The sequence below is a fragment of the Paenibacillus sp. P4_A9 genome, from assembly GCF_056402415.1.
The window spans coordinates 1-24,046 of record NZ_JBFUHL010000010.1 but is presented as its reverse complement, the minus strand read 5'-3'; the positions used below and the strand labels follow the sequence as shown (position 1 = coordinate 24,046).

At 46.5% G+C, this 24,046-nt stretch carries 25 protein-coding genes; 18 read left to right on the top strand and 7 right to left on the bottom strand.

The window, feature by feature from the left end; genetic code table 11:
* Nucleotides 1–97: 97 nt before the first annotated feature.
* Nucleotides 98–1,348 (bottom strand): urea ABC transporter substrate-binding protein, encoded by a 1,251-nt coding sequence (gene urtA, locus AC1DVJ_RS09990; RefSeq protein WP_477590360.1) that lies wholly within the window; start codon nucleotides 1,346–1,348, stop codon nucleotides 98–100.
* Between the two features lie 283 nt (nucleotides 1,349–1,631).
* Here urtA and AC1DVJ_RS09985 point away from each other — a divergent pair, with 283 nt between their 5' ends.
* The 8 genes from AC1DVJ_RS09985 to AC1DVJ_RS09950 all read left to right on the top strand — a co-directional run bounded on the left by AC1DVJ_RS09985 (nucleotide 1,632) and on the right by AC1DVJ_RS09950 (nucleotide 8,348).
* Complete coding sequence (locus AC1DVJ_RS09985) at nucleotides 1,632–1,934, top strand: urease subunit gamma (RefSeq protein ID WP_477590358.1); 303 nt, start codon at nucleotides 1,632–1,634, stop codon at nucleotides 1,932–1,934.
* 22 nt (nucleotides 1,935–1,956) lie between these two features.
* Nucleotides 1,957–2,340 (top strand): urease subunit beta, encoded by a 384-nt coding sequence (gene ureB, locus AC1DVJ_RS09980; RefSeq protein WP_477590550.1) that lies wholly within the window; start codon nucleotides 1,957–1,959, stop codon nucleotides 2,338–2,340.
* Complete coding sequence (gene ureC, locus AC1DVJ_RS09975) at nucleotides 2,321–4,036, top strand: urease subunit alpha (RefSeq protein WP_477590356.1); 1,716 nt, start codon at nucleotides 2,321–2,323, stop codon at nucleotides 4,034–4,036. The genes ureB and ureC overlap by 20 nt, the downstream gene beginning before the upstream one ends.
* Before the next feature lie 30 nt (nucleotides 4,037–4,066).
* The gene (locus tag AC1DVJ_RS09970) at nucleotides 4,067–4,783 is read left to right on the top strand and encodes an urease accessory protein UreF (RefSeq protein WP_477590354.1); all 717 of its coding nucleotides are present in this window, start codon (nucleotides 4,067–4,069) and stop codon (nucleotides 4,781–4,783) included.
* 30 nt (nucleotides 4,784–4,813) lie between these two features.
* Entirely contained in the window at nucleotides 4,814–5,473 is a 660-nt protein-coding gene (gene ureG, locus AC1DVJ_RS09965; protein ID WP_477590352.1) for an urease accessory protein UreG, read from the top strand.
* Nucleotides 5,466–6,320, top strand: a complete 855-nt coding sequence (locus AC1DVJ_RS09960; RefSeq protein ID WP_477590351.1) for an urease accessory protein UreD — start codon at nucleotides 5,466–5,468, stop codon at nucleotides 6,318–6,320. Before ureG ends, AC1DVJ_RS09960 begins: the two co-directional genes overlap by 8 nt.
* Before the next feature lie 395 nt (nucleotides 6,321–6,715).
* Nucleotides 6,716–7,693 (top strand): heme o synthase, encoded by a 978-nt coding sequence (gene cyoE, locus AC1DVJ_RS09955; protein ID WP_477590349.1) that lies wholly within the window; start codon nucleotides 6,716–6,718, stop codon nucleotides 7,691–7,693.
* A gap of 22 nt (nucleotides 7,694–7,715) precedes the next feature.
* Nucleotides 7,716–8,348, top strand: coding sequence for an SCO family protein (locus tag AC1DVJ_RS09950; protein ID WP_477590348.1), 633 nt, complete (start codon nucleotides 7,716–7,718; stop codon nucleotides 8,346–8,348).
* 11 nt (nucleotides 8,349–8,359) lie between these two features.
* Here AC1DVJ_RS09950 and AC1DVJ_RS09945 read toward each other — a convergent pair whose 3' ends face one another.
* Both AC1DVJ_RS09945 and AC1DVJ_RS09940 read right to left on the bottom strand, forming a co-directional pair.
* On the bottom strand, nucleotides 8,360–8,713 hold the full coding sequence (locus tag AC1DVJ_RS09945; RefSeq protein WP_477590347.1) for a toprim domain-containing protein: 354 nt from the start codon (nucleotides 8,711–8,713) through the stop codon (nucleotides 8,360–8,362).
* Between the two features lie 161 nt (nucleotides 8,714–8,874).
* A complete protein-coding gene (locus AC1DVJ_RS09940; RefSeq protein WP_477590345.1) occupies nucleotides 8,875–10,053 on the bottom strand; it encodes an MFS transporter in 1,179 nt (392 codons plus the stop codon).
* Between the two features lie 226 nt (nucleotides 10,054–10,279).
* Between AC1DVJ_RS09940 and AC1DVJ_RS09935 the strand changes: the two genes are divergently transcribed.
* The 9 genes from AC1DVJ_RS09935 to AC1DVJ_RS09895 all read left to right on the top strand — a co-directional run bounded on the left by AC1DVJ_RS09935 (nucleotide 10,280) and on the right by AC1DVJ_RS09895 (nucleotide 20,342).
* The gene (locus AC1DVJ_RS09935; RefSeq protein ID WP_477590343.1) at nucleotides 10,280–10,435 is read left to right on the top strand and encodes a hypothetical protein; all 156 of its coding nucleotides are present in this window, start codon (nucleotides 10,280–10,282) and stop codon (nucleotides 10,433–10,435) included.
* Between the two features lie 55 nt (nucleotides 10,436–10,490).
* Nucleotides 10,491–10,919: a hypothetical protein gene (locus tag AC1DVJ_RS09930; RefSeq protein ID WP_477590341.1), complete on the top strand. Its 429-nt coding sequence runs from the start codon at nucleotides 10,491–10,493 to the stop codon at nucleotides 10,917–10,919.
* 40 nt (nucleotides 10,920–10,959) lie between these two features.
* Nucleotides 10,960–12,108 carry a transglutaminase domain-containing protein gene (locus AC1DVJ_RS09925; RefSeq protein ID WP_477590339.1) on the top strand — a complete coding sequence of 383 codons (1,149 nt, stop codon included), beginning with the start codon at nucleotides 10,960–10,962 and terminating at the stop codon, nucleotides 12,106–12,108.
* 10 nt (nucleotides 12,109–12,118) lie between these two features.
* The gene (locus tag AC1DVJ_RS09920) at nucleotides 12,119–12,853 is read left to right on the top strand and encodes an HAD-IA family hydrolase (protein ID WP_477590338.1); all 735 of its coding nucleotides are present in this window, start codon (nucleotides 12,119–12,121) and stop codon (nucleotides 12,851–12,853) included.
* A gap of 24 nt (nucleotides 12,854–12,877) precedes the next feature.
* Nucleotides 12,878–14,941, top strand: a complete 2,064-nt coding sequence (locus AC1DVJ_RS09915; protein WP_477590336.1) for a peptidoglycan D,D-transpeptidase FtsI family protein — start codon at nucleotides 12,878–12,880, stop codon at nucleotides 14,939–14,941.
* Between the two features lie 476 nt (nucleotides 14,942–15,417).
* Nucleotides 15,418–17,292 (top strand): asparagine synthase (glutamine-hydrolyzing), encoded by a 1,875-nt coding sequence (gene asnB, locus AC1DVJ_RS09910; RefSeq protein WP_477590334.1) that lies wholly within the window; start codon nucleotides 15,418–15,420, stop codon nucleotides 17,290–17,292.
* A gap of 42 nt (nucleotides 17,293–17,334) precedes the next feature.
* Nucleotides 17,335–18,072: a Cof-type HAD-IIB family hydrolase gene (locus AC1DVJ_RS09905; protein WP_477590332.1), complete on the top strand. Its 738-nt coding sequence runs from the start codon at nucleotides 17,335–17,337 to the stop codon at nucleotides 18,070–18,072.
* Between the two features lie 49 nt (nucleotides 18,073–18,121).
* Complete coding sequence (locus AC1DVJ_RS09900) at nucleotides 18,122–18,601, top strand: DUF456 domain-containing protein (protein WP_477590331.1); 480 nt, start codon at nucleotides 18,122–18,124, stop codon at nucleotides 18,599–18,601.
* A gap of 46 nt (nucleotides 18,602–18,647) precedes the next feature.
* Nucleotides 18,648–20,342 carry a putative polysaccharide biosynthesis protein gene (locus AC1DVJ_RS09895; protein WP_477590329.1) on the top strand — a complete coding sequence of 565 codons (1,695 nt, stop codon included), beginning with the start codon at nucleotides 18,648–18,650 and terminating at the stop codon, nucleotides 20,340–20,342.
* Between the two features lie 17 nt (nucleotides 20,343–20,359).
* Here the strand turns inward: AC1DVJ_RS09895 and AC1DVJ_RS09890 are convergent, their stop codons facing one another.
* The 3 genes from AC1DVJ_RS09890 to AC1DVJ_RS09880 all read right to left on the bottom strand — a co-directional run bounded on the left by AC1DVJ_RS09890 (nucleotide 20,360) and on the right by AC1DVJ_RS09880 (nucleotide 22,861).
* Nucleotides 20,360–21,655 carry a DUF2515 family protein gene (locus AC1DVJ_RS09890; protein ID WP_477590327.1) on the bottom strand — a complete coding sequence of 432 codons (1,296 nt, stop codon included), beginning with the start codon at nucleotides 21,653–21,655 and terminating at the stop codon, nucleotides 20,360–20,362.
* A 156-nt stretch (nucleotides 21,656–21,811) separates the two neighbouring features.
* Nucleotides 21,812–22,003 (bottom strand): type II toxin-antitoxin system antitoxin, encoded by a 192-nt coding sequence (locus AC1DVJ_RS09885; RefSeq protein ID WP_477590325.1) that lies wholly within the window; start codon nucleotides 22,001–22,003, stop codon nucleotides 21,812–21,814.
* A 12-nt stretch (nucleotides 22,004–22,015) separates the two neighbouring features.
* Complete coding sequence (locus tag AC1DVJ_RS09880) at nucleotides 22,016–22,861, bottom strand: SPFH domain-containing protein (RefSeq protein ID WP_477590323.1); 846 nt, start codon at nucleotides 22,859–22,861, stop codon at nucleotides 22,016–22,018.
* 186 nt (nucleotides 22,862–23,047) lie between these two features.
* On the opposite strand from AC1DVJ_RS09880, the gene AC1DVJ_RS09875 reads away from it, so the two are divergent.
* Entirely contained in the window at nucleotides 23,048–23,392 is a 345-nt protein-coding gene (locus AC1DVJ_RS09875) for a thioredoxin family protein (RefSeq protein ID WP_477590322.1), read from the top strand.
* A gap of 438 nt (nucleotides 23,393–23,830) precedes the next feature.
* Here the strand turns inward: AC1DVJ_RS09875 and AC1DVJ_RS09870 are convergent.
* Nucleotides 23,831–24,046: IS3 family transposase (locus AC1DVJ_RS09870; protein WP_477590321.1), on the bottom strand; the 216-nt coding region annotated here is incomplete at its 5' end.

The following is a 24,046-nucleotide window of genomic DNA, read 5'->3' as shown; positions in this document are numbered from 1 at the left end:
AAAACTCGCATCGGAAGCATAGGCTTGGTATCGAAGTAAATAAGGAAATCCAGGACTGTGTTAGACAGTCCTGGTTTCTGAATACGAAGACCTTGGATTATTTCGTTACTTCTGCGCCCCAAGGATATGTTTTGAGGAATGGATCAGGTTTGAGAGCTTTGCCTGAGTTCCAAATCTCTTTGATTTGGCCATCTGCCGTGATTTGACCAATACGTGCCGTTTTGTAAATATGTTGGTTCTCACCATCGATCGTAACTTTACCTTCAGGTGAATTAAATTCAATGCCCTTCGCAGCTGCTTTTACTTTCTCTACATCAAAAGAGCCTGCTTTTTTCACCGCTTCAGCCCATAAATATACGGCTGTGTATCCAGCTTCTATCGGGTCATCTGTTACACGATCTTTGCCGTATTTGGCTTTGTAAGCTTCAACGAATTTTTTGTTTTCTGGAATATCCGTTGTTTGGTAGTAATTCCATGCTGTGTAGTGACCATCGAGAACGGAAGCGCCGATACCGCGAACTTCTTCTTCGGCGATACTTACGGACATGGTTGTTAAATCTTTAGACGTAATGCCTGCGTCTTGCAGCTGCTTGAAGAAGGCAACATTACTATCACCGTTCAATGTGTTGAAGACAACGTCTGGTTTTTCCTTTTTAATTTTACTAATGATTGTATTGTAGTCGGTGTGTCCAAGTGGTGTGTATTCTTCCGCAACAAGCGTTCCGCCATCTGCTTTCAACTGCTCTTTAATAATTTTGTTGGCTGTTCTTGGGAAGACGTAATCGGAACCGAGGAGGAAGAACTTCTTACCTTTGTTTTGCAGGAGCCAAGTTACTGCGGGGATGATTTGTTGGTTCGTTGTTGCACCGATGTAGAAGATGTTAGGTGAAGATTCTACGCCTTCATACTGAACCGGGTACCACAGTAAGCCTTTGTTTTGCTCGACAACCGGAAGCACGGCTTTACGGCTAGCCGATGTCCAACAACCGAAAATCGTTACTACGCTGTCTTTCTGCAGGAGCTTCTTTGTCTTCTCTGCAAAAGTTGGCCAATCCGATGCCCCATCTTCGATCACGGGTTTAATCTTTTTGCCCAATAGTCCCCCAGCTGCATTAATTTCATCAATTGCCATGAGCTCAGCATCTCGAACAGATACCTCACTGATGGACATTGTACCTGTTAGTGAGTGAAGAATTCCCACTGGTACGGTGTCGCCCGATGTTGCCCCAGCCGCAGGTGCAGTCGTCGTAGAGGTGGTAGTTTCTGTCTTCGCACAGCCGGCCGCTACTAACATCAAAGCCATACTTAGTGCAACTGTAAGCTTACCCTTGTTTCTTATCTCTCTCATTCACGTCCCACTCCCTTGCCTTACAAGATTTGGATTACATGGCTTATGATAAATGGCGATACAAGTTTATGTCAATATATATGACACGAATGAAATATTTTTTGTTTAAAATGCACAAACGCGAGTGAAAATCTTGTGAAAATCACATGAAAACGAAAAATTCGTTTAAAAATCGCGTTTTTAATGTGAGTATATATAACATTAAAGATTTACATTCGTTAAATACACGAATATAATAAGTGTAAAGGATTACCATTATTCGGTTTTTGAAGAGGTGAGAAACGTGCATTTAACGGAAAGAGAGAAAGAGAAATTACTCATAACCGTAGCTGCTGACCTAGCTAGGCGAAGACTAGCCCGAGGATTAAAGCTGAATTATCCAGAGAGCATTGCGCTTTTGACCTCCGAGATCATGGAAGGGGCCAGGGATGGCTTGACTGTCGCGCAGCTCATGGCGTTCGGTACCACTATACTGAAGGCAGAACAGGTCATGGAAGGTGTACCTCAAATGATTCATGAAGTGCAAGTTGAAGCCACGTTTCCTGATGGGACAAAATTAGTTACTGTACATGAACCGATTACATAATATTTGTGAAAGGGGCGAGCGCATGGTTCCCGGCGAATATCGAATAGCCAAAGGCTTTATTGAAATGAATGTAGGTAGACAGACGATTGAAATCATCGTTACCAATACAGGAGATCGACCGGTTCAGGTAGGATCGCATTTTCACTTTTTTGAAGTCAATAGAGGTTTGGACTTTCCGAGAGAGTCAGCCTTTGGCATGCGTTTAGACATCCCGGCAGGGACGGCTGTCCGATTCGAGCCTGGCGAGCAGAAGCCGGTGCAACTCGTCGAATTAGGCGGGACGAAGCTATCATATGGACTTAATAATTTGAGTCAAGGCTTAGCGGAAAAAGACAAGATGTCGATAGAAACGAAAGAAAGATGGCAGGCTTGGGAGGGGATGCTCGGTGAGTCGAATAGATCGTAAGAACTATGCACTGATGTTCGGCCCTACAACAGGCGATGCCATTCGGTTGGCAGACACGGAGCTTTGGGCGCAAATCGAGCATGATTACACCGTATATGGAGATGAATGTAAATTTGGCGGCGGAAAGGTTATCCGTGACGGCATGGGGCAGTCTAGCGGCGCGACCCGAGCGCAGGGTGTTTTAGATACATTAATTACGAATGCTGTCATTATTGATCATTGGGGGATTGTCAAAGGCGATATCGGTATTCGGGATGGTCATATTGTTGGCATCGGAAAAGCAGGTAATCCGGATATTATGGATGGGGTGCATCCCAATATGATCGTAGGTGCAAGCACGGAGGTCATTGCGGGTGAGGGTAAAATCGTAACGGCTGGCGGCATCGATGCGCATATCCATTTCATTTGTCCGCAGCAAATTGAAACAGCGCTTTCCTCAGGCGTGACGACGATGATCGGCGGTGGGACGGGGCCAGCAACGGGAACGAACGCGACAACCTGCACACCGGGTGCTTGGCATTTGCAACGGATGCTAGAGGCGGCCGAAGCGTTTCCGATGAATCTGGGCTTTACCGGCAAAGGGAACTCTTCCTTCCTAGAGCCTCTGACTGAACAAATTGAAGCGGGCGCCATTGGCTTGAAGCTTCATGAAGATTGGGGAACAACGCCGGCAGCCATTGACATGTGTTTGGAAGCGGCAGGTCGCTATGATGTTCAAGTGGCGATTCATACCGATACGTTAAATGAAGCGGGGTTTCTTGAAGACACGCTGGCTGCGATTAAAGGACGTACGATTCATACCTATCATACCGAGGGGGCAGGAGGCGGGCATGCACCTGACATTATCCGCGCAGCGGCTGAGCTGAACGTCCTACCCTCGTCAACCAATCCGACACGGCCTTATACGATTAATACGATTGAAGAGCATTTGGATATGTTGATGGTGTGTCATCACTTGGATAGTCGAATTCCGGAAGATGTCGCTTTCGCAGATTCTCGGATCCGCCCTGAAACGATTGCAGCGGAAGATATTCTTCATGATCTCGGCGTATTCAGTATGCTGAGCTCCGATTCCCAAGCGATGGGGCGAGTGGGTGAGGTTATTATTCGTACGTGGCAAACGGCGGATAAAATGAAAAAACAACGCGGTCCGCTTGCTCCTGATACCGAGGATAATGATAATTTTCGCATTAAGCGCTATATGGCGAAATATACAATAAATCCAGCCATAACGCATGGTATCTCGCATCTTGTCGGGTCGATTGAACCCGGGAAATTTGCAGATTTGGTCGTTTGGAGTCCGATGTTTTTCGGCGTGAAGCCGGATCTGGTCCTCAAAGGCGGCAGCATTGCTTATGCGCAAATGGGCGATCCGAACGCTTCGATTCCAACGCCGCAGCCTGTCTTCGGAAGGCCGATGTTCGCTGCTTTTGGGAAAGCGTTGACGCAAAGCTCAATTACGTTCGTCTCTCAGGCTGCGTATGACAGCGGAATCGCGGAACGATTCGGTTTGCACAAGCGGGTTGAGCCGGTAAAAGGCTGCCGCAGCATTTCCAAGAAAGATATGATCCATAACGACGGGACGCCTTCCATTGAAGTGAATCCGGAAACCTACGAGGTGAAGGTTGACGGGGAGGCTGTGACCTGCGAGCCGGCGACAGAGTTGCCGATGGCTCAGCTGTATTTCTTATTTTAGGATGAGTATGACCCGAGTGGGGTGACGAAAGTGACGGAAACAGGAACAGGAACAGAACATCCACCATTTCATTGGCTAGCCTATCAGCAGCTCTTGGATTCTGCGCTTCCGATTGGCGGATTTTCGCACTCGTTTGGTTTGGAGGCTCTGGTTCAACAAGGGAGATTGACGACGGTCGCGGAGCTAGAAGCTTACATTCAATCGATGCTTGCTAACAGTTGGACATCATCGGATGCGATGGTTATCAAAGCGGCTTATATGCACATTCCTCGAGGGGAGTTGGGACAGCTTTGGGACATTGACCATATGCTCCACGTGCAACGGGTAGGAAGTGAGACGCGGATTGGTGTTCAGAAAATGGGACGCAGGCTGCTCCAATTATCACGCTCGCTGTATCCAGAGCTGAATTGGCAGCCTCTCGATGATGCTGTAAGTGCGGGGAAATGCAGTTCGAATCATCCTGTTGTTCACGGTTGGGTGAGCTACCATCTGGGAGTTCATCTATATCAGGCTGTCGAAGGTTACTTATATACGTGTATCATGACTTGTATCAATAGTGCGCTCAGGCTGATGTCCATGGGACAAACACAAGGTCAGATGCTATTAGCGAAGCTGGTTCCTTTGACTGGTAGCGAATGGCAGCGATTTGCGCATTTGGATCCGATGGATGCATACACGAATTCACCTGCGGCGGATCTAGCAATGATGCAGCACGAAACTCTATATTCACGTTTATTTATGTCTTAAAAAGAAATCCAGATCCGAGGAGGAATGACGATGTGTCAAGGTAACGGTCATCATCATCACGAATGGGAGAAACCGGCAGCAGATCGCAATCGCCCTATGCGAATTGGCATCGGCGGTCCCGTTGGTTCAGGAAAAACAGCGCTAGTAGAGCGCTTAGCACGGAAGCTAAACAGTCGCTACAGTATTGCTGTTATTACGAATGACATTTATACCAAGGAAGATGCACGCATTCTGATTAGCTCTGAAGTATTGCCAGAGGAGCGAATCATTGGCGTAGAGACAGGCGGATGCCCGCATACAGCGATTCGTGAGGATGCATCGATGAATTTTGAAGCGATTGAAGAGTTGGAGAAGCGGTTTGAGAATCTCGATATCATTTTCATTGAGAGTGGCGGCGATAATTTGGCTGCTGCGTTCAGTCCGGAGCTTGTGGATCGCTTCATCTATATCATTGATGTGGCCCAAGGTGAGAAAATCCCGCGCAAAGGCGGTCCAGGCATCATGCGTTCAGATATGCTGATCATCAACAAAATCGATCTTGCTCCTTATGTAGGCGCTTCTTTGGAAGTGATGGACTCGGATACGAAAAAAATGCGCGGCGAACGCCCGTATATTTTCTCTAACTTAATGGGTGGCACAGGGTTGGATGATATTGTTAGCTGGGTGGAAACGGAGTTCAGTCATGCCTAAGTTGACTGGGGAGATCTCCGCGCAATTTGCGGTACGCAGCGGCCAGACGCGGCTCGTTTACAAATATCATGCCTCCCCGCTCAAAATCGCCAAAACCTTTCGTAATGAGAACGAAAGGTTCGTGGAGGATGCCCCGCCGATGGATCAGTTGGGCGTCTATATGATGGATTGTTCACCTGGACTCATGTCGGGGGATCATTACGAAATTAACGTGCGCCTTGAAGAGGGCGCACGTGTTTTTCTAACGAACCAGTCTTTCACGAAGGTTCACCCTTCAACGGTAGGGCAAGGAAGCACGCAGCAGCAGATTCTTCGACTGGAAGCTGACGCGATGCTAGAGTATATTCCTGAGCCATTGATGCTGTATAAGGACGCCGATTTGTTCGCGGAAACAGAGGCACATTTATCAAAGGGATCAGCGTTGATATTCTCTGATGTCATCTGCCCTGGTCGAGCGCAGCGAGGGGAAATATTTCAGTATGCGCGGTATGTGAACCGGATGAAGGTTTGGTACGAGGGTGAGCTCATTTTTTACCAAAACCAGCGAATCGAACCGGCGAAGATGTTACTTAGTTCCCCAGGCTGCTGGGAGGGTGAGACGCATCTCGGAAATCTGTTTATCTTCTCGGATCGGCTTGGGCCGCGTCATCTTGAGGCCATCGTGGAGAGATTAAACCAACTGGAGGGCGGTGCGGTTCGCTTTGGGGCCAGTCTCACTTACAAGCACGGACTTGTCGTAACCGTCATGGGACGACACGCTTGGCAGCTGCAAGATGTTTTGACGAAGGCTTGGCATCAAATCCGCCGCAGTTTATTTGATTTAACACCATTGCTGGTGAATAAATAGGAAAAGGAGGCAGCAATCATGCTGCTTCCTTTTCCTATTTATGTGGCACTGGGTGGGGAAAGATGTTTAACGCTAAAGCTTATGGGCACTATCCCATTGACTCAGAAGGACCGACTCTTGCTGAACTGAGCGAAGGGGATAGTGGTGGGAGGTACCTTTATGAGAGCGTCGATATGGGCGTTAAGGTGTCCCACGCGTTACTCCCCACAACTTTTTCACGTATTCCCAAAATGGAATCGAATGGCAAGTCTATTTTCCACGCATACTGGAAGGAGAATCGACAATATGATGACAACTGCCCGTGCTTCATTGTCAAATGATGTAGGGGTTGGTATGATGAGATTGTTCATTTAGAAGTAGGATCGGAAATTTCAACATAGAGGAGGTCAATATACATGGAAAATCAAGTCACCTACGAAACCGTTTCGAAAGGCTCGTCCCAAGAGTCCGTTGGAACTGATTCTATAGAAGCTAACCTTGCCAAAGGTGCGGCAGAACCTGTGACCCTGAAAGAATTTTACCGCCTGGTGAAGCCGGGTATTATTTATTCGAATCTCATGACGGCATTTGCTGGTTACTGGCTAGCTGCTCAGTGGGATGTGGACTGGATCCATCTCATTATGACGATGCTGGGTACAGCACTGGTGATGGCTGGAGGTACGGTACTGAACAATTATCTGGACCGTGAGATGGACGCGAAGATGGAGCGTACGCAGAATAGAGCACTTCCAAGCGGAAGACTCAGCGCTAATTTCGTGCTCTGGTACGGTATTATTTTAGGCACAATCGGGTTAGGTGTTCTATACTTTGGGGCCCAATCACCGTTAGCAACATTGATCGGTTTACTTGGATTGTTTTTATATGTTTGGCTTTATACGGCATGGTTCAAAAGGACTTCTGTCTGGAGCACATTCGTTGGCGCCTTCTCGGGTGCAACACCACCCGTCATYGGATACTGTGCGGTTAGCGGGACAGTAGATTTAGGGGCAATATTGATCTTCCTATTCTTGTTTCTGTGGCAGCCGCCGCATTTCTGGGCACTGGGCATTCGCCGTATGGAAGAGTACCGTGCTGCAGGCTTTCCGCTATTACCGGTTGTCAAAGGAACTTTCGTTACGAAAATTAGTATGGTGCGCTACGTCGTGCTATTAGTACCAGTTACTGTTATGTTAACGGCTTATGGTTATGTAGGAACTGTATTCTTGATCGTATCAACGATTCTTGGGTTAACGTGGGTATTCATGAGTGTCAAAGGTTTTAAAGCAACTGGGGAAGCGGAAATTGTATGGGCTAAGCGTATGTTCTTGTTCTCCCTTCTATATTTAACGCTGTTATCGATCTTGATGGTCATTGATACAACAGCGAAAATCTAGTTCGTATGGGGGACAAAAACGAATGGGGACGTTTTTCGAGAAAAACTGGTTTAAGTTAGCACTAGGGGCGATATTAATCGCGATGATTGCCTCTTTTGCTTATAAATTGTGGGCGAACGACAGTAAGCCGGATGAACGATTAACAGCGATGAAGGCAGCGCCTGCATTTACACTTCAGGATTTAGATGGCAAAACGGTTACCTCTCAAGATATGGAAGGTAAAGTGAGGCTAGTGTATTTCTTCTTCTCCTACTGCCCGGATGTGTGTCTGCCAACGAGCGCCATACTTTCACGTGTACAGGATGAATTGAAAGAAAAGAAATTACTGGGTGATAAAGCTGAGATCTTATCCATTACAGTAGATCCGACTAGAGATACACCAGAGGTGTTAAAAGCATTCGGAAATCGCTTCGAATCGAAGCCGATTCCAGGCGGATGGACGTTCCTCCGAGGTGAGGAAGCGAAGGTTCATAAGCTTGCTGAGGACTTCGGTATCATGGTGATCAAAGAGAAGGACGGTAATTTCTCGCATTCCAATGCGATCTTGCTTGTTGATCCGAAAGGTCAGCTAAGAAATTATTATGATGCAAGCAATCCGGAGTTGGATGCGGATCATATCGTCAAAGATGTTGTAACCCTTTCAAAAGGGAAATAATTCGAACGTAGTTATTCATAAGCAGGGTTGGGCGCAGGGTAGATAATATACGCGTCCAGTCCTGCTTTTTCTAATTGCTGAATGATATACTCTTCAGGCGTTCCTTCTACCCCAGCATAGCCCTTGCGAGTATAAATCTGTTCAGCGTCTGGAAACGTATCACGCAGCAAAAAACGGATTTTTTTGCCGGATGAATCATTGTCGGTAAAGATATAAACGGGTAGATCGCCAACTTTTTTTCGCAGCGCGTCAAGGGTAATGGAACTGGGAGTTCCGAAGGTGCAATGGATGCTAACCGAATCATCAAGCACGCGTTTCAAACGGCTTTTATCATTTTTTCCTTCAACAATAATGGCAATGGACATAGGGTCACCTTCACTCCTTTTTAGAGTAGTATACCCTGTTTGGAGCGGCGATCCAAGTGTCTCGAAGCTGCGTTATTTCCTGGGAAATGACAAGGATTTACAGCGTGTGACAGCAGAAAAAAGGCCTGATGGTCGACATCAAGCCTTTCTGAAAAGCATTTTTATGAAGTGATTACAGGAGATTTGAACGTGCGAAGCGGCAGGAGCGAAAGTGCCAACATGAGAATGAAGAACGCGATAAAGTACGAGGAAATATGATCGCGAAGCTGACCAGCCATCATTGGGCCGATAAATGCACCAACGGAGTAAGAAATCGATAGCAAGGAAAAGACGCGACCGTATCGAGCGCTGCTGGTTATACTGGCGAGTAACGCTGCAAGTGCTGGATAAATGACACCTTTGGCCATACCGATTAAGAAGAGAGAAACCGAGAGTGGAATCGGCCACTTGACGGCTAATCCGAAGAAAATTGCGGCCAGTCCAATGCTACCGCAAATCGTCCGAATAAAGGGTGATATTTTGTTCAAAAACCAGAATGAGATACTAAGCAGCGCACCTAAGCTGACCAATGTGAAAAAGACACCAGACGTAAGGATCGACTCCCGTGCAGACTTCATCAGAGGAAGCTCAAAGAACAAAATCCCCTGTGAGCAAGAGAGTGCCATGGGGATGAGGAAAAAGAGCCATGGGATAGAGACACCGTCCGAGATGTCGTTCTCAACCTGCTTTAGATTGTGACCATGAGGGTCTAAGACGGCGGTTTGACCGGCATGTTTCCCCTGCTCAGCTAATAGCTCTTTCTCCTTAACGCCGAAGATCGCAAGAATTCCCGTGATAATAAGGATCCAGCCTAACACGGAAAATGCGGTTGTGAAGCCAATTTTGGCCACTAACACAGCACCTGCCGCAGGAGAAACCACTGACGCAAGCGTGTGAACGAGTCCATTGCCTGCCATGAGCTTGCTCTGATGAATGCGATCACGCGCAATACGAGCCAGTAAGGATAAACAAGCCGGTGATAGGAAGGCAAGTACAAATCCGCTGATGGAACGAATGTAAAGCAGATGCCAAGGATCTTTGACGTTCGATTGAAATAGTAAGATGATCCCTGCTACAATTAAGCTAAAGACGATGAACATTTTGCTGCCGAATTTGTCTACACCGTATCCAGCAATAAGATTGCCAGGTAGATGTGTAAGCGAGTATACGCCCATGATGAGCCCTATGAATGAGGGAGCAGCTCCCAGTGATAAGGCGAAAGGGGATAAAATCGGGTATTGCGCATGTAAATCAAAGAATGCAACAAACATAAATAAGTACAACCATATGGCTGTCCGCACAGTCTCACCACCTCGATCATTTAGTTACCACATTAGAAAGTATAAGTTTTCGGTTCCCGAAAACATCTTTCTAATTGGCGATAAAAACAACTTTTAAAAACGCGGTCGCTCATCCTCGAATTACTTCGATAGAAGGTTTTCTCATCTCTTCTTAAGTTTTACGCCGCTCGTCCCACAGATATGACCTTTCGGGGCAAATGACACAATTTCGATCGTAGGAGGAATTATGGACCCAATTGTTTTTATACTTTTGGCCGCAGTTGGTATTTTTCTTATTTTTCGTTTAAGACAATCTTTTCGCAGAACAGGTAAAAGCATCGATAAAACCAAAGAAATCGAGCAGAAGTTAGCACAGTTAAGGAAAAAAAGAGATGAAGATTAGAGAGTCCATGTAGTATGATAGGAAAGGACTTTTGGATAACGAGGAGGGGTTAAAGATGGATCAGTGGATTTCGTTTGCACAGGATCGTTGGTATTTAATTGTAGGGGCTATTATTGTACTATTTATTGTGATTGGGATTGTAAAAACCGTGGTGAAGTGGGTGCTTGTCCTTGCCATTGTTGGAGCGCTTATCGTTTATGGAGCCAACTATAAGGATAAAATAAAGGATATTGGGGCAAGTGTTGTTTCCCAAGTCAGTGATGATATCAAGGATAAAGCAGTTAGTGCCTTGACGTCCGAGGCCAAAGAAGCCAAATTTAAGGCCAACCCAGACGGTTCCTTTGTGATTACGACAAAAAGCTTGCAAGTGGAAGGTAAACCAGGATCGGACGAGGTTCAGATCACTTTTCTTGGAAAATCCTTTAAAATGAATGCGAATTCTGCTGTGAAAGCTTTCATTGAGCAAGCAAAGAAAAATGCCTAGCGATTAACGGAGATAGCCTATCAAGGGAAGGTGAGCACGCATGACGGATAACTCGTGGCTTTCAACCACTTCAATCAACTTCATATCCATCTTGATCGTTCTCACGATTGCAGCTTCCGTGCTGCAAGGATTTTTCCGTGGTGGCTCCGGCTCGGCCAGACATTTCGCAGCTATGTTGGTGGAAGCAGTGCTCGCCATCTTGTCCATGTTTATAGCTTGGAAAGGCGTGCAACTGATTTCACCATGGATTCAAACGTGGTTAAAGGGGCAGGATCTACAAATTCCGGCCATCGACATAAGTGCGCTGAAACAAGCTTACTATACCGTCATCACTAGCCTGCGTGATTTTCCGCTGCTCCGTTTCGGAGTTTTATTTATCCTTGGCTATGTCATAATCAAACAAATCTTGAATCACCTGGTTGATGTATGGCTGGGGCGTTGGCTGGCAGAACGTTATTCGGAGCCTAATCAGGGTCATTCCTTATTGAGCTCCGTTTCAGGCGGGGCAATAGGCTCCATAGCCGGATTTGTTAGAGCGCTTATGTTAATCGCTATTTTATTCATTTATGTCTCACTGTTCCCGCACTCGATGATAACCCCCTATATTGAGTCCTCGCAAATGTATCAAAAAGGAGCTCAGGAAGTCATATCACCGTTTACAGGTGATTTTATAGCGGAGAAGGCGCCTGTTTTCACACGTGCGGTTGAGCAGGAATTCACGAATATTTTACAACGGAAATATGAAGTGCTCGATGCGAAAATCCCGGGCAATATTGCAGATGCGGCGAAAGAAATTACGGCGAACGCAAAGACGGATGAAGAGAAGGCTAAATTGCTGTACAGCTGGGTGGGAACCCGGGTCAAGTATGATTGGAACAAAGTGAAATTATATGAAGAACAGCGGATTTGGAAGGAGCAAACGCCAGAGGATACATTCAATACCAAAGAGGGCGTTTGTATTGATTATTCTAGGTTATATGCGCAAATGGCAAGATCCATTGGACTTGATGTGAAGGTTGTCACGGGGCTGGGATATGATGGACAGGGTGGATATGGTCCGCATGCTTGGAATGAAGTGTTTCTCAAGGAAACCAATAACTGGGTGCCTTTGGATTCTACTTGGGTTGCAAGCGGAGCGAATTGGTTTAATCCCCCGAAATTTGATCAAACACACGTGAGAGACGTTTAGAGGAGACGAAATGCGAAAAGAGTTAAAGTCATACAAGATGATTTACTTAGATGCGGGTGACACGTTAGTAACCATTCCTGCAGCACAAACAATTTTGAAGCAATACTTGGAATTGCGCGCTGTTGACCGAGATGAAGCTCATATTCATGAACTTTTTACAGAAGCATTTCGTCTATTTTATTATGTCGAGAAAAAAGATAACTTCGTGGTGTGCAGTCCAGAGTCAGATCGTGAATTCTGGGTTAACCTATACCACTATGTCCTGCATAAGCTAGGCGTTCATGAAGATTGGACAGAGGAAGAAATTTTCAATTGCTGTCACGAGCTGTATGAAATTTTCACCGCACCGGAGTATTATGATTTGTTTGATGACGTGAAGCCATTTCTGGAAGAACTGCGAACACAAGGCTTTCGTATCGGAATCATCTCTAATTTTGCTCCAACGTTGAAAGCCATTCTGGCGGACAAAGGGGTCTTACATTATTTTGACCCGATACTTGTATCAACTGAAGTTGGCTTAGAGAAGCCGGATCCTGCAATTTTTCAGCTTGCTTTACAAATGGCAGGTGTTGAGGCAGAGGATGTGCTGTATATTGGGGATCATGAGACGAATGATATTTGGGCCCCTAATCAAGTAGGAATCGATGCTGTTCGTATAATCCGGTACCCTTATCACACGGGAGATGGGATCCGTTCCCTGCTCGAACTGATTGAGGCGCCTGCCGGCGATGTACGACCTAAGTGAGAAAGAGAAAGGATATGAACCAGCATGAAGTCATCCATTATGGATGATCCGAAGAAAAAAGAAATTACAAAAAAACGGCACTTTTCGTTTCGGATCAATATATTTTTCTTCGTTACTTTTTTACTGTTTTCCGTGCTAATTGTTAGGTTAGCGATTCTTCAATTTGTTCAAGCCAAGGATCTGAAGGCTGCAGAGAATACCAATACGAATCAAACCAACAAGATCGCCCCGATTCGCGGCAATATTTATGATTCAACGAAATCCCCGCTGGCATATACAATTCCCGTACAGTCCTTATTTTTCCGTATTGAACCAGGCCAGCAGGATAAGGATGCGATTATTGATTTAGCACATCGTCTCAAAACCGAAGTTTTTGACAAATTTGCCAAACCGAACACAGTGAGTCCTACCCCTGAAGAGATCGTTCTTGCGATGGATCTGGGCTATGACATTAATAAGAATAAAGTGAAAGATCCGAGCTACTTTTATGTGCCACGCCGCATTAAAGCAGATTTATCCAATGGCGAAATTGCTTTTTTACTCGAGCATCGCGATGAGTTTAAGTGGTTGGAAGTGACGGAAGAAAGTATCCGTACCTACGAAATGGATGATGACAACAAGACGACAATTGCCACGCAATTGGTCGGTTATACGAATGCATTTTCGACCCAGACAGCGAAAGAAATCTATAAGGATAATCCGAATAGTGATGAATATTTAAGCAATGAGAATGTTGGCTTCGATGGCATTGAGCGGATGTATCAGGATGAGCTGCGCGGCAAGAATGGCAGTAAGAAATATCCCGTTAATGCCGCGATGAAAATTATTGGAAGAGCAGAGGTTACAGCACCGATTAAGGGGAATAATCTGTACCTGTCGATCAATAAGGATATTCAGAAGACGACGGAGAAATTCATACAGGATCATATTCAATATTTACGTACTCCTGCCAATGCGAATGATCCGTATTTGAAATTTGGGGTAAAGGCTTCCTCGGGCTTCGCGGTTGCCATGGAAGTGGATACAGGTCGAATCGTCACGATGGCTAATTATCCGGATTATGATGCAAATGCTTGGACCGGTGGTATTTCGCCTGCCATTTATAAAGACATTAGTACTTTTATTTCGAATGGTACGATTATGAATGCCAAAGCGAAATATCCAGATGACAAAGAAAATGCAAAGCATCCGTCTTCCATTGTTTTCATGGGTTCAACGATTAAGCCGTTATCCGTATTAATTGGACTAAAAGAAAAGCTCTTTACAGCGGGGCAGACGTACTATGATACAGGTACATTTACTTTTGGTAGGGATAACAACAGCGCTATTTCGAATTCCGATAAACACGCTTATGGCCCCTTAAACGCCTCGTCCGCTATTGAGGTATCCTCGAATACATATATGTCGGCGATGGTAGGTATCCCTTTCTGGAATAAATATGGGAGAGAGAACGCGAATGTGACAGCCAAATGGGCCGAGTATCTGGCCAAGTTTGGGATGGGTGTGAAGACGGGAAGCGGACTGCCAGGTGAATTCGTGGGTTCCAATGACTTTATCCCGAATGCTAAGAAAGACAGTTATCAATCTGCGATGGTCTACGCATCTTGGGGACAGAATGAGAAAACGACTACGCTTCAATTAGCGCAATATACGGCAACTGTAGCGAGCCGAGGAAAACGGATGAAGCCTCTCTTCGTAGATGAAATTCGTGATTATCAAGGTGAATTAGTGAAAAAGATTGAGCCTGAGGTTCTTGACGATGTATCCAAGGAGTTCTCGCAAGCAGATTGGAATACGATCATACATGGGATGAAAAGCGGCGCTCAAGGCATTGATGAATTACCATTCAATGTCGCTCGTAAGACCGGAACATCTACGCAGGATGTGGCTGGCGGAAGAGTAGAAAATGCCGTGCTTATCGCTTTCGCGCCTGTCGAGAATCCGAAGCTGGCGATTGCTGTCGTAGTACCGGAAGGTGGGTTCGGACGTTACGGGGCATCCCCGATTGCAGCGAAAATCTTCGAAGCGTATGACGCGGCGAATGGTGGCATTTTAACAAAGCTTGGCGGCGGGAAGCGGCCGTGGTAATGAATGGAAAAGAGCTTGCTTCGGCAAGCTCTTTTTTTGCGACCACATTAGAAAGTATAAGTTTTCGGTTCCCGAAAACATCTGTCTAATTGGCGATAAAAACAACATTTAAAACGCGGTCGCTCATCCTCGAAGGACTTCGATAGAAGTTTTTCTCATAAAACCTGCCACTCAGCACTGCACCAGTTACGCCATGGCCGCATACCCTATTTCAAGGGGGAAGAACTTGCTTCACCCTAAATGTTGCCTCAGGTCAACTTTTGTGCGCAGAGGAAAGGTGGTCGAATCTCATGAAAAAAAGCCGGTTATCTGCTTCGTTAAAACGACTTCTCATTTCCATCATTTTTCTATAGGCATCTGGGTTTTTCGATTCTCGTACGCTCATGGTATTTCCAGAATGACGGGCTGATATGGTATACTAATATATCGGTTGTCCAAGAGAAAGATGATGAGAGTACGGAGGAGTGAGTCTCACCATGTGTGGTATTACGGGTGTAATGTATTTTGAAGATAGAGAACCAACTGAGGCAAGCTTGAAGCAAATGACGGATGTGATTGTGCATCGTGGACCTAACGATGTCGGCTTCTGGACGGAGAATCGCATTGGCTTAGGCTTTAGACGATTATCCATTATCGATATCAAAGAGGGCCATCAGCCATTAACGAATGAAGATGAAACCGTTTGGATTATTTTCAACGGTGAAATTTATAATTACAAAGAATTGCGCACGATGCTTAAGGAGCGCGGTCATATTTTCCGCACGCAAAGTGATACAGAAGTCATCGTCCATCTGTATGAGGAATTCGGCGAGGATTGCGTGAAGCACATGCGCGGTATGTTTGGCTTTGTGATCTGGGATCGCAAGAAGAAGCAGCTGTTCGGAGCGAGAGACCACTTCGGCATTAAGCCGTTTTATTATCATGTGAGTGACCGTCAATTTGTGTTCGGCTCGGAAATCAAGAGCTTGCTTGCGGCGGAAGGCATGAATCGGTTGATCCATACGGACAGCTTGCTGAATTATTTGACCTTTCAATATGTACCAGAGCCGAATACCATGTTCCAAGGCATCTATAAGCTGCCGCCTGCTCATACGGTTACAATCACCTTTGAAGGTAAAATGACGCTACATAAGTATTGGGATCCGATGTTTGAACCGGAAGACAAGCCATTCGACCACTACGTCGAGCAGATCCGTGAAGGGCTGAAAGAGTCCGTTAAGCTTCACATGGTCAGCGACGTGGAACGCGGATGCTTCCTATCGAGCGGGATCGACTCGACGGCGATTGCTACGCATATGCGGAATATCGAACCGATACGCACGTTCTCCGTTGGCTTCGAAGGCGCCAACAATGAGACGCCGATCGCTGCTCAGACCGCAGCAACGCTCGGGACAGAGCACAACGACAAAATCATCACGCAGGATGATTTCTTCGCGACCATGCCGAAGGCGATCTGGCACCAGGACGAGCCTGTCGCCGATCCTTCGGCCATTGCCCTCTATCACGTGGCGCAGCTTGCGCGCGAGCATGTGACCGTTGTGCTGTCCGGCGAAGGCGCGGACGAGCTGTTCGGCGGCTATCGCATTTATCGCGAGCCGCAATCGCTCAAGCCGCTAGATCAACTGCCGTCATCGGTGAAGCGCATGCTGAACCGCTTCGCACGCATATTGCCAAGCGGCGTAAAGGGCCGCAACTATGTGCTGCGGGGGACGACTCCGCTGGAAGAACGCTTCCTCGGCAACGCTAAAATCTTCTCCGAGGATATGAAGGCAGAAGTACTGCGTCTCGATAGCGAGATGCTGCGCGCCTACAAAAATCCCGTGCAAATCGCCGGTGATTATTATAACAAAACGAAACATCTAGATCCGGTTAGTCGGATGCAATACATCGACATGAATTTGTGGATGCCTGGTGATATTTTGATGAAGGCCGACAAAATGACAATGGCGCACTCCCTGGAGCTGCGCGTTCCTTTCTTAGATAAAGAACTGTTCGAAGTGGCTCGCCGCATTCCAGCGAAATATCGCATTGCGAATGGGACAACAAAGTACGTTTTCCGTAAGGCAATGGAAGGCATTATTCCAGATCCGATTCTGAATCGTCCGAAGCTTGGGTTTCCAGTGCCTTTGCGCGATTGGATGAAAGGTGCAATGGGCGACATGGTCATGGAGCAAATCAAATCGAGTGGAATCGAAGATTACATCGATATTCAAGCTGTTGAGAAAATGCTTCATAAGCATCGTATTGGTCAAGGGGACTTCGCAAGACGCTTGTGGACCCTGTATATCTTTGCACTTTGGCACAAAACATTCATGGAAGAGCTGCCTAAGAAAGTACTAACTGCTTACTAGGTCGACAAACAAATGGCGGCATCGAGATGGGAGTTGACACGTTTGGGAATTTATAAATTAATCGCGCTCGACATGGATGGAACCTTGTTGAATGAGGAGAAAAAAATATCTGCTGAGAATCAAGCGGCGATTCGAGAAGCCTCTTCCCAAGGCAAAGTGGTGATCATGTCCACGGGTCGCGGTGCGATAAGCGCCATGCCTTACATTAAGGAGCTGGGGCTTTCAACGCCCCTTGTTGTGGTAAACGGCAGTGAAGTGTGGGCGTCGCCGGATAAATTGCTCAAACGAACGCTTGTACCGATTGAAACGATACGGGAATTACATCAGCTAGCGGTGGAAAATGATTGCTGGTGGTGGGCATACTCCGTAGAAGGTGTGTTCAATCGCGAAAGTGAAGGTTTTGATATCAACCAACATGAATGGCTTAAATTCGGCTACTTCTCAGACAATGCGGAGAAATTACAACGACTTCGCGATATTGTGTCGAGCTGGGGGACGCTTGAAATCACCAACTCGCATCCAGAGAACCTGGAGATGAATCCGCTCGGGATCAGCAAAGCAAGCGGTGTTGAAGCGGTTTGTGAACTTCTGGGTATTTCGATGTCCGAGGTTATCGCCATGGGTGACAGCGAGAATGATATCGCAATGATACGTGAAGCAGGGCTCGGTGTAGCCATGGGGAACGCGCAGGATGAAGTGAAACGAATCGCCGATATCACGACCGTGACCAACGATGAGCATGCTGTCGCACATGTCATTCGCACCTACATGCTGGCCTAAATGAGAGTAAAGCATCACATTCTCGTATAAATGGAGGGAGTAACTGAGCATGATTACCTTAGGTTGGATTGTCGTTATTCTTTTATTTGTTGTCGGAATGGTGGGGGCTGTGTATCCGATACTGCCGGGTGTACTGGCCATTTATGCTGCTTTTTTCATCTATGGCTGGCTGATCAGCTGGGAGTCTTTCGGCTTCTGGTTTTGGTTGATCCAGACCCTGATCGTCATCATTATTATCGTGGCGGACTATGCGGTTAGTGCATTAGGGGTCAAAAAATTCGGCGGCTCCAAAGCGGCAATTATCGGCAGCACCGTTGGTCTGATTATTGGCCCCTTCGTGATACCAGCATTCGGGATCATCCTGGGTCCGTTCATAGGTGCCGTATTGGGTGAATTGATTATCGGAACCTCCTGGCAAAATGCCGTACGTGCGGGAATTGGGTCTGTGCTTGGTTTCTTTGCCAGCTCTGTCGTCAAAATTGCTTTGCAGCTGGCCATGATTATTATTTTTTTCATCTGGGTCTTTTAAGGCATAGAAGGACGTTTGTAAATTGTAAGAGAGAGAAGGAACGGACTTGACGAAGGTAACCAAAGATTCCCTTGTAAAAGGGACGCTCATTCTCACCGTGGCCGCGCTTGTAGCGCGGTTTCTCGGCGTTTTCCAGCGAATACCGCTGGTTCACTTGCTTCATGAGAAAGGAATGGGCAGTTATTCCATTGCTTTTAATCTATATTCGATCCTGCTTGTTATCGCAACAGCGGGCATTCCGAGTGCATTAAGTAAAATGGTTGCCGAGAAGTACGCCATCGGTCGACCGCATGAAGCGCAAAGGATCTATCGGGCTGCGATTTGGTTCGCTGTCGTTGCTGGGGGCGGGATGACGGTACTGTTGTTTGTCTTCGCACCCATTTATGCGGAAAATATTTCGCACGGTGGACCGGATGCTACGTTAGCGACAAGAGCGATTGCACCAGCGATGCTGTTCTTCCCGCTTATCGCCATCATGCGCGGCTACTTCCAAGGCAGACAACATATGATGCCGAACGGTATTTCACAAGTTGTGGAACAAATATTCCGATTGATCACGTCGATTGCATTGGCGTTTTTCTTACTTAATTATTCGCTTGGTTGGGGTGTAGCTGGTGCTTCCTTTGGTGGTGTTGTCGGGGGGATTGCTGCACTTGCCGTGATGCTATACTATGCTAGGAAGCTAAAAAGAAATGATGCGCAAACGCGCCAAGCAGTCTCAGCCGCTTCACAAGCCGCGGCTGAGCAGATCGGTGCTACACGGACAGGAGATCAACCAGCGGAAATGTTCAGATACCGGGATATTTATCGAAGCTTGCTGAAGCTATCGATCCCGATCGTCGTTTTCTCGGTCACGGTTACGCTCGTGTACGCCATCGATACCTCGATGATTATTCCACTGCTAGAGAATTCAATCGGTGCCAAGGAAGCCTTAGGCTTGGTTGGGATCATTGGCGGACGCGCGCAATCGCTCGCGGGAATTCCTATCATTTTGGCCATCGCATTAAGTCAATCAGTTGTGCCTATTATCTCGGCAGCATACTCACGCAAAGATCTAAAAGCTGTAGGACAGCAGACGACACGTGTGCTTCAACTCGCGATTCTGTCGGGTCTCCCTGCGGTGTTGATGATCAGCATAGCTGCTAGGCCGCTCGACTTCTTCCTATTTGGCCTTGAGGATTCCGCCTATGGGATTGCGCATGGACCTGCCATGATTTCCTTGCTGACAGCAGGCGCGATGTTCCAGATCATCATGCAGACCTCAGGAGCCGTTCTCATGGGCATGGGACGGATGAAGCCATTGATGGCTCATGTGGCTGTCGGCATCGCAATTAAGCTGCTTGGCAGCTTCGTGTTAGGGCAATGGTTGGGCATCTATGGCATCATTATCTCTACGGGGTTATGCTTCATCGCAATGTCATGGCTGAACCTTCGATCCCTTCGTAAAGAAGTAACATTCACGATTCTTGGACGTCGTTTCGGCGGACTCATCGTTACGATCATTGTAATCGGTGTTCTCGGCTTTGCAGCGGAATGGCTGACACATACGTATGTGCTGCCAACGCCTTGGTTCCGCTTAAATCAAGGTATCCAAGCAGTGCTGATTTGCGGATTTACGGTGGCTTTGTATCCGATCTTGCTGATGGTTACGCGTGTGGTGACGAAGGATGATGTGAAAAGCTTTCCGTCACCGGTTCAGAAGCTGATTGGTAAAGTAAGTCGCGTCTTGAAACGAGCTTAGGTAGTAACGTAACGGCCTCAGAGGATGAGTTTCTTAATTGATTGAGCGCCTACGACAGCTAATTCAAGCTTGCTCAGTCCAAGACACATGTCTTGCGTCAAATCGTTAGCACTGGGAACCGAAATGGTTCGCATATGCTGTAAAGGTTCCTTTCCATGCGTGAACCAATCACCTCGCTCTACCGGCGCTAGCGGCCTGTCAGGCCACACCGAGTGAAGCGGAGGACTATAGAACGGCGCTGCACCTTTCTTAAGGCTGTAGCCATCTAGCCTCTCCTGATACTTGAGATCAGGAGGGGCTTTTCGTATGGGAGCGAACAGGTGAGGCCAGTAGTCGGAACGTGATCCCGTATGGGGAGTAGAAGCTGCATAAGCTATGACGCCTTGTAGCACACCTGGAGCCCTAAATAGGATCGCATACAAGCTTCTGCCGAACTGGATACGTTCGGAGAGATTCGTGAAATTTTCAAGAATAAGGCCTACAAGGTGTGGTTGAGGCGGATCTATCGAAGCAGAACGAAAGGGGAATCCGACTTGATTGAGCTGCAGCCAGGCATGCGTTTTGAATTGAGGCGTATCTAAAACGGTTTGTTTGTAGATAGGATTTTGAACAACGCGCTCCTCGATGTAATGCTGCTCATTGACAATCAGACCTATGGTGAGGAGGGCAGTATCCTGATAAAGCCAGAAATCTTGCCATATCGGTAGCATCCAAACGGATATGTGCAAATGAGGAAGAAGATGAAATAAGCTGAGTCTCCTCCGTTTGCTTTCGGCATACAGCAGCATTTGCGGGTAAGAATCTTGGAAGACAAGGGCATTCGCACGCTCAAGAAAGGAGAAAAAATGTCCCGTGGCTGCGTTGTTCAGCAAATGTGGGAAAAGTTCTCCACGTAGATCCGTCATGCACCAGCCTCCGTTCCGAGAGACCATATGGGCCAATAATGCCCAATGCAGCTCGGGAAAGTCGCGGTAGCATGCCCAATAGGCTTGGGTACGTGTCACATTATTGCGATTGTCTTTCTGCGTCTTGGCGACGATCCGCTGCAGAATCTGTTGTTCCAAAGCGGTAGGAGTATGAGAAGTGACGCCATCTTGCTGCAAAGCTACCTGCTGCTCGACCCCTTTAGCTATTCTGGCTAGTGCTAAGGGAGATATTTCGATACGCAAAGGCAGTTCGTGAGCTAGCTCAGAGGAGGTAATCATCTTAGCGGCTTGTTGTTTAACAAGCTGAACTATCGCACCTGGCAATCCCCTCATTTTTCCGTAAAATCTCGTATGGTCCTTGTTTTCGGGTGGCAGATTTACTCTCATCATAGCCTCCTTACAAGAGCGAATTCCATTCTTCTATTATTTGCTTGTTAATTTACGGGTATGACAGGGTTGGAAGAAAAATGTGAGCGAAGATCGATCACGATGTGAGAAAACGAAAACATCTTACAGGCGGATGCCGTGTAAGATGTTTGTTTGTCATTTGTCCAAATCTTCGGTTGCTTGCTGCCCGGTACTAGATTTGGGGAGCCTTCCCGAACGGAGGACCGCTTCGCGGAGTAAATATTCAATGTGACCGTTAACACTACGGAACTCATCCTCAGCCCACTGCTCCAAAGCTTGATGCAGCTTCGGATCTAGTCGAAGCGGGAAATTTTTCTTAGGAGCCATAACATGGCTCCGTTAGTACAACGTTCCGGTATTAATGACCGGAGTCGCAGAACGATCAGATACAATCGCAACTAGGAGATTGTTGATCATTGCAGCTTTACGCTCCTCGTCAAGTTGCAAACCCTTGGCTTCCAATTGCTCGACAGCCAATTGAACCATGCCAACGGCACCTTCTACAATGATCGAACGTGCGGATAGAATCGCAGAGGCTTGCTGACGCTGAAGCATCGCACTGGCAATTTCGGTTGAGTAGGCCAAATGAGTCAGACGGGACTCAATCACCTCAACACCTGCAACGGAAAGACGATGTTGAAGCTCCGTGCTCAGCTCAGCAGCAACCTCATCGGCGTTCCCTCTTAACGAATAGCCTTCCGTATCGAAATGATCATAGGGATACTTGCTGGCCACATGACGAAGCGCAGTCTCACTTTGAATTTCAACGAATTTCTCATAACTATCTACATCGAACAATGCTTTGTACGTATCTACAACTTTAAAAACGATCACAGCAGCAATTTCAATCGGATTCCCATTGATATCATTCACTTTTAATTTGACACTGTTAAAATTGCGAACCCGCAGCGATATTTTCTTCTTCGAAGAGAAGGGAATAACGAGCCACATACCACTTTTGCGAATCGTCCCTAGATAGCTCCCGAAAAAAGTAATGACCGCTGCTTGATTCGGCTGAACGACAGTAATTGTCGACAGGGAGATGATGCTAACTATGATCAAGATAAAACCAATCAAAAAATAAGGACTCTCTCGTATGAGACTGTAAAAGCCTAGCCCGAGTGCGGCGAAAAATAAGAATAAGCCAATAAAGCCATTTAATGACCATGAATTAGTTTCTTTCATTGATGTAAAGCCTCCTTAACAAGTATATTATTTTGATATTCATATGATATCACTTTTTACTTTAATTGTAAATGAACGCTGTCATGAAACATACGCTAGACCGGTCATGTCATCATCATCAACGCTTGACACTCATTTTCTTGCATGCTATAAGAGAGTAAATTCCAGAAATGAAGAGGTGTCCCTATGCGTAAAGTTACAACTGAACAACAATATCAAGAACAAATTTCCCAATCAGGCGTGACGATTGCCATTTTCAAGACGACATGGTGTAAGGATTGCCATTATATTGATCCTTTTATGCCTGCGGTGGAACAAGCCTATGAAGGTCGTATCACATTCATTGAACTAGATCGCGATGAGTTCCCGGATCTTTGTGAACAATTGAACATATTAGGCATTCCAAGCTTTATTGCTTTCCGTGGCGGCCAAGAACTTGTTCGTTTCGTCAGCAAGCTACGTAAAACCCGTGAGGAAATCGAGCAATTCCTTGATCGTGCGCTTGAAGTAGCGAACGCGTTAGCTCCTTAGAACGGCCTATGGACACCGTCGTCGGAAAAAATCCGATGGCGGTGTTTTTATTAAAATATAAGAATTTATATGTTTCACATAATAAGTCGGCTATATTTCTCCATAAACACTGTGATACGTCCTTAGAGGACGGCGTAGCCGTTTATTTTGCATCACGCAAGAAACTACACTAGATACTTATCATCACTATATCACTACTGCTCGCTTAAGCTCCTCGGCGAAATCTGCATTAGTCCGAAATCTCCGAACTAAAACAAGGATTCCTTTCAAAATAGAACGAATAGTTCGATTTTGCCGAACTATTTAACCATTTTCCTTGCGTAAGGGGTGTTTGGGTCGATTTAGATGGGCAATTTCGGACTAATTAAGAAAAGATGACGCGGACAGTGAAATTAATTCGATAATTGCTCCTCTGTCAAGAAAGTGGACGTCGCTTAGTTAAACCACCCGTTGGTAATACAGCTGCTCAAAGAGCGCTGGAGATATGTAGCCAATCGTGCTATTCGATCTTGTCCGGTTGTAAAAGAACTCAAGATATCGGTACAGCTTCTGCTGGGCTTCTAGTTTCGTCTTGAATTTGGGGTTGCTGTAGATGAATTCACGCTTCAAGATGCTATGAAAAGCCTCGATACAGGCATTGTCATAACAGTTGCC

Bases quoted from the DNA above. Each gene is read 5' to 3' on its own strand.
- AC1DVJ_RS09960 (WP_477590351.1), top strand. From the start codon at position 5,466: ATGCCTAAGTTGACTGGGGAGATCTCCGCGCAATTTGCGGTACGCAGC.
- AC1DVJ_RS09920 (WP_477590338.1), top strand. From the start codon at position 12,119: ATGCGAAAAGAGTTAAAGTCATACAAGATGATTTACTTAGATGCGGGT.
- urtA (WP_477590360.1), bottom strand. From the start codon at position 1,348: ATGAGAGAGATAAGAAACAAGGGTAAGCTTACAGTTGCACTAAGTATG.
- AC1DVJ_RS09880 (WP_477590323.1), bottom strand. From the start codon at position 22,861: ATGAAAGAAACTAATTCATGGTCATTAAATGGCTTTATTGGCTTATTC.
- AC1DVJ_RS09945 (WP_477590347.1), bottom strand. From the start codon at position 8,713: ATGTCCATTGCCATTATTGTTGAAGGAAAAAATGATAAAAGCCGTTTG.
- AC1DVJ_RS09885 (WP_477590325.1), bottom strand. From the start codon at position 22,003: ATGGCTCCTAAGAAAAATTTCCCGCTTCGACTAGATCCGAAGCTGCAT.
- AC1DVJ_RS09950 (WP_477590348.1), top strand. From the start codon at position 7,716: ATGGGGACGTTTTTCGAGAAAAACTGGTTTAAGTTAGCACTAGGGGCG.
- AC1DVJ_RS09900 (WP_477590331.1), top strand. From the start codon at position 18,122: ATGATTACCTTAGGTTGGATTGTCGTTATTCTTTTATTTGTTGTCGGA.
- AC1DVJ_RS09935 (WP_477590343.1), top strand. From the start codon at position 10,280: ATGGACCCAATTGTTTTTATACTTTTGGCCGCAGTTGGTATTTTTCTT.
- AC1DVJ_RS09875 (WP_477590322.1), top strand. From the start codon at position 23,048: ATGCGTAAAGTTACAACTGAACAACAATATCAAGAACAAATTTCCCAA.
- asnB (WP_477590334.1), top strand. From the start codon at position 15,418: ATGTGTGGTATTACGGGTGTAATGTATTTTGAAGATAGAGAACCAACT.
- AC1DVJ_RS09890 (WP_477590327.1), bottom strand. From the start codon at position 21,655: ATGAGAGTAAATCTGCCACCCGAAAACAAGGACCATACGAGATTTTAC.
- AC1DVJ_RS09930 (WP_477590341.1), top strand. From the start codon at position 10,491: ATGGATCAGTGGATTTCGTTTGCACAGGATCGTTGGTATTTAATTGTA.
- ureG (WP_477590352.1), top strand. From the start codon at position 4,814: ATGTGTCAAGGTAACGGTCATCATCATCACGAATGGGAGAAACCGGCA.
- ureB (WP_477590550.1), top strand. From the start codon at position 1,957: ATGGTTCCCGGCGAATATCGAATAGCCAAAGGCTTTATTGAAATGAAT.
- AC1DVJ_RS09925 (WP_477590339.1), top strand. From the start codon at position 10,960: ATGACGGATAACTCGTGGCTTTCAACCACTTCAATCAACTTCATATCC.
- AC1DVJ_RS09915 (WP_477590336.1), top strand. From the start codon at position 12,878: ATGAAGTCATCCATTATGGATGATCCGAAGAAAAAAGAAATTACAAAA.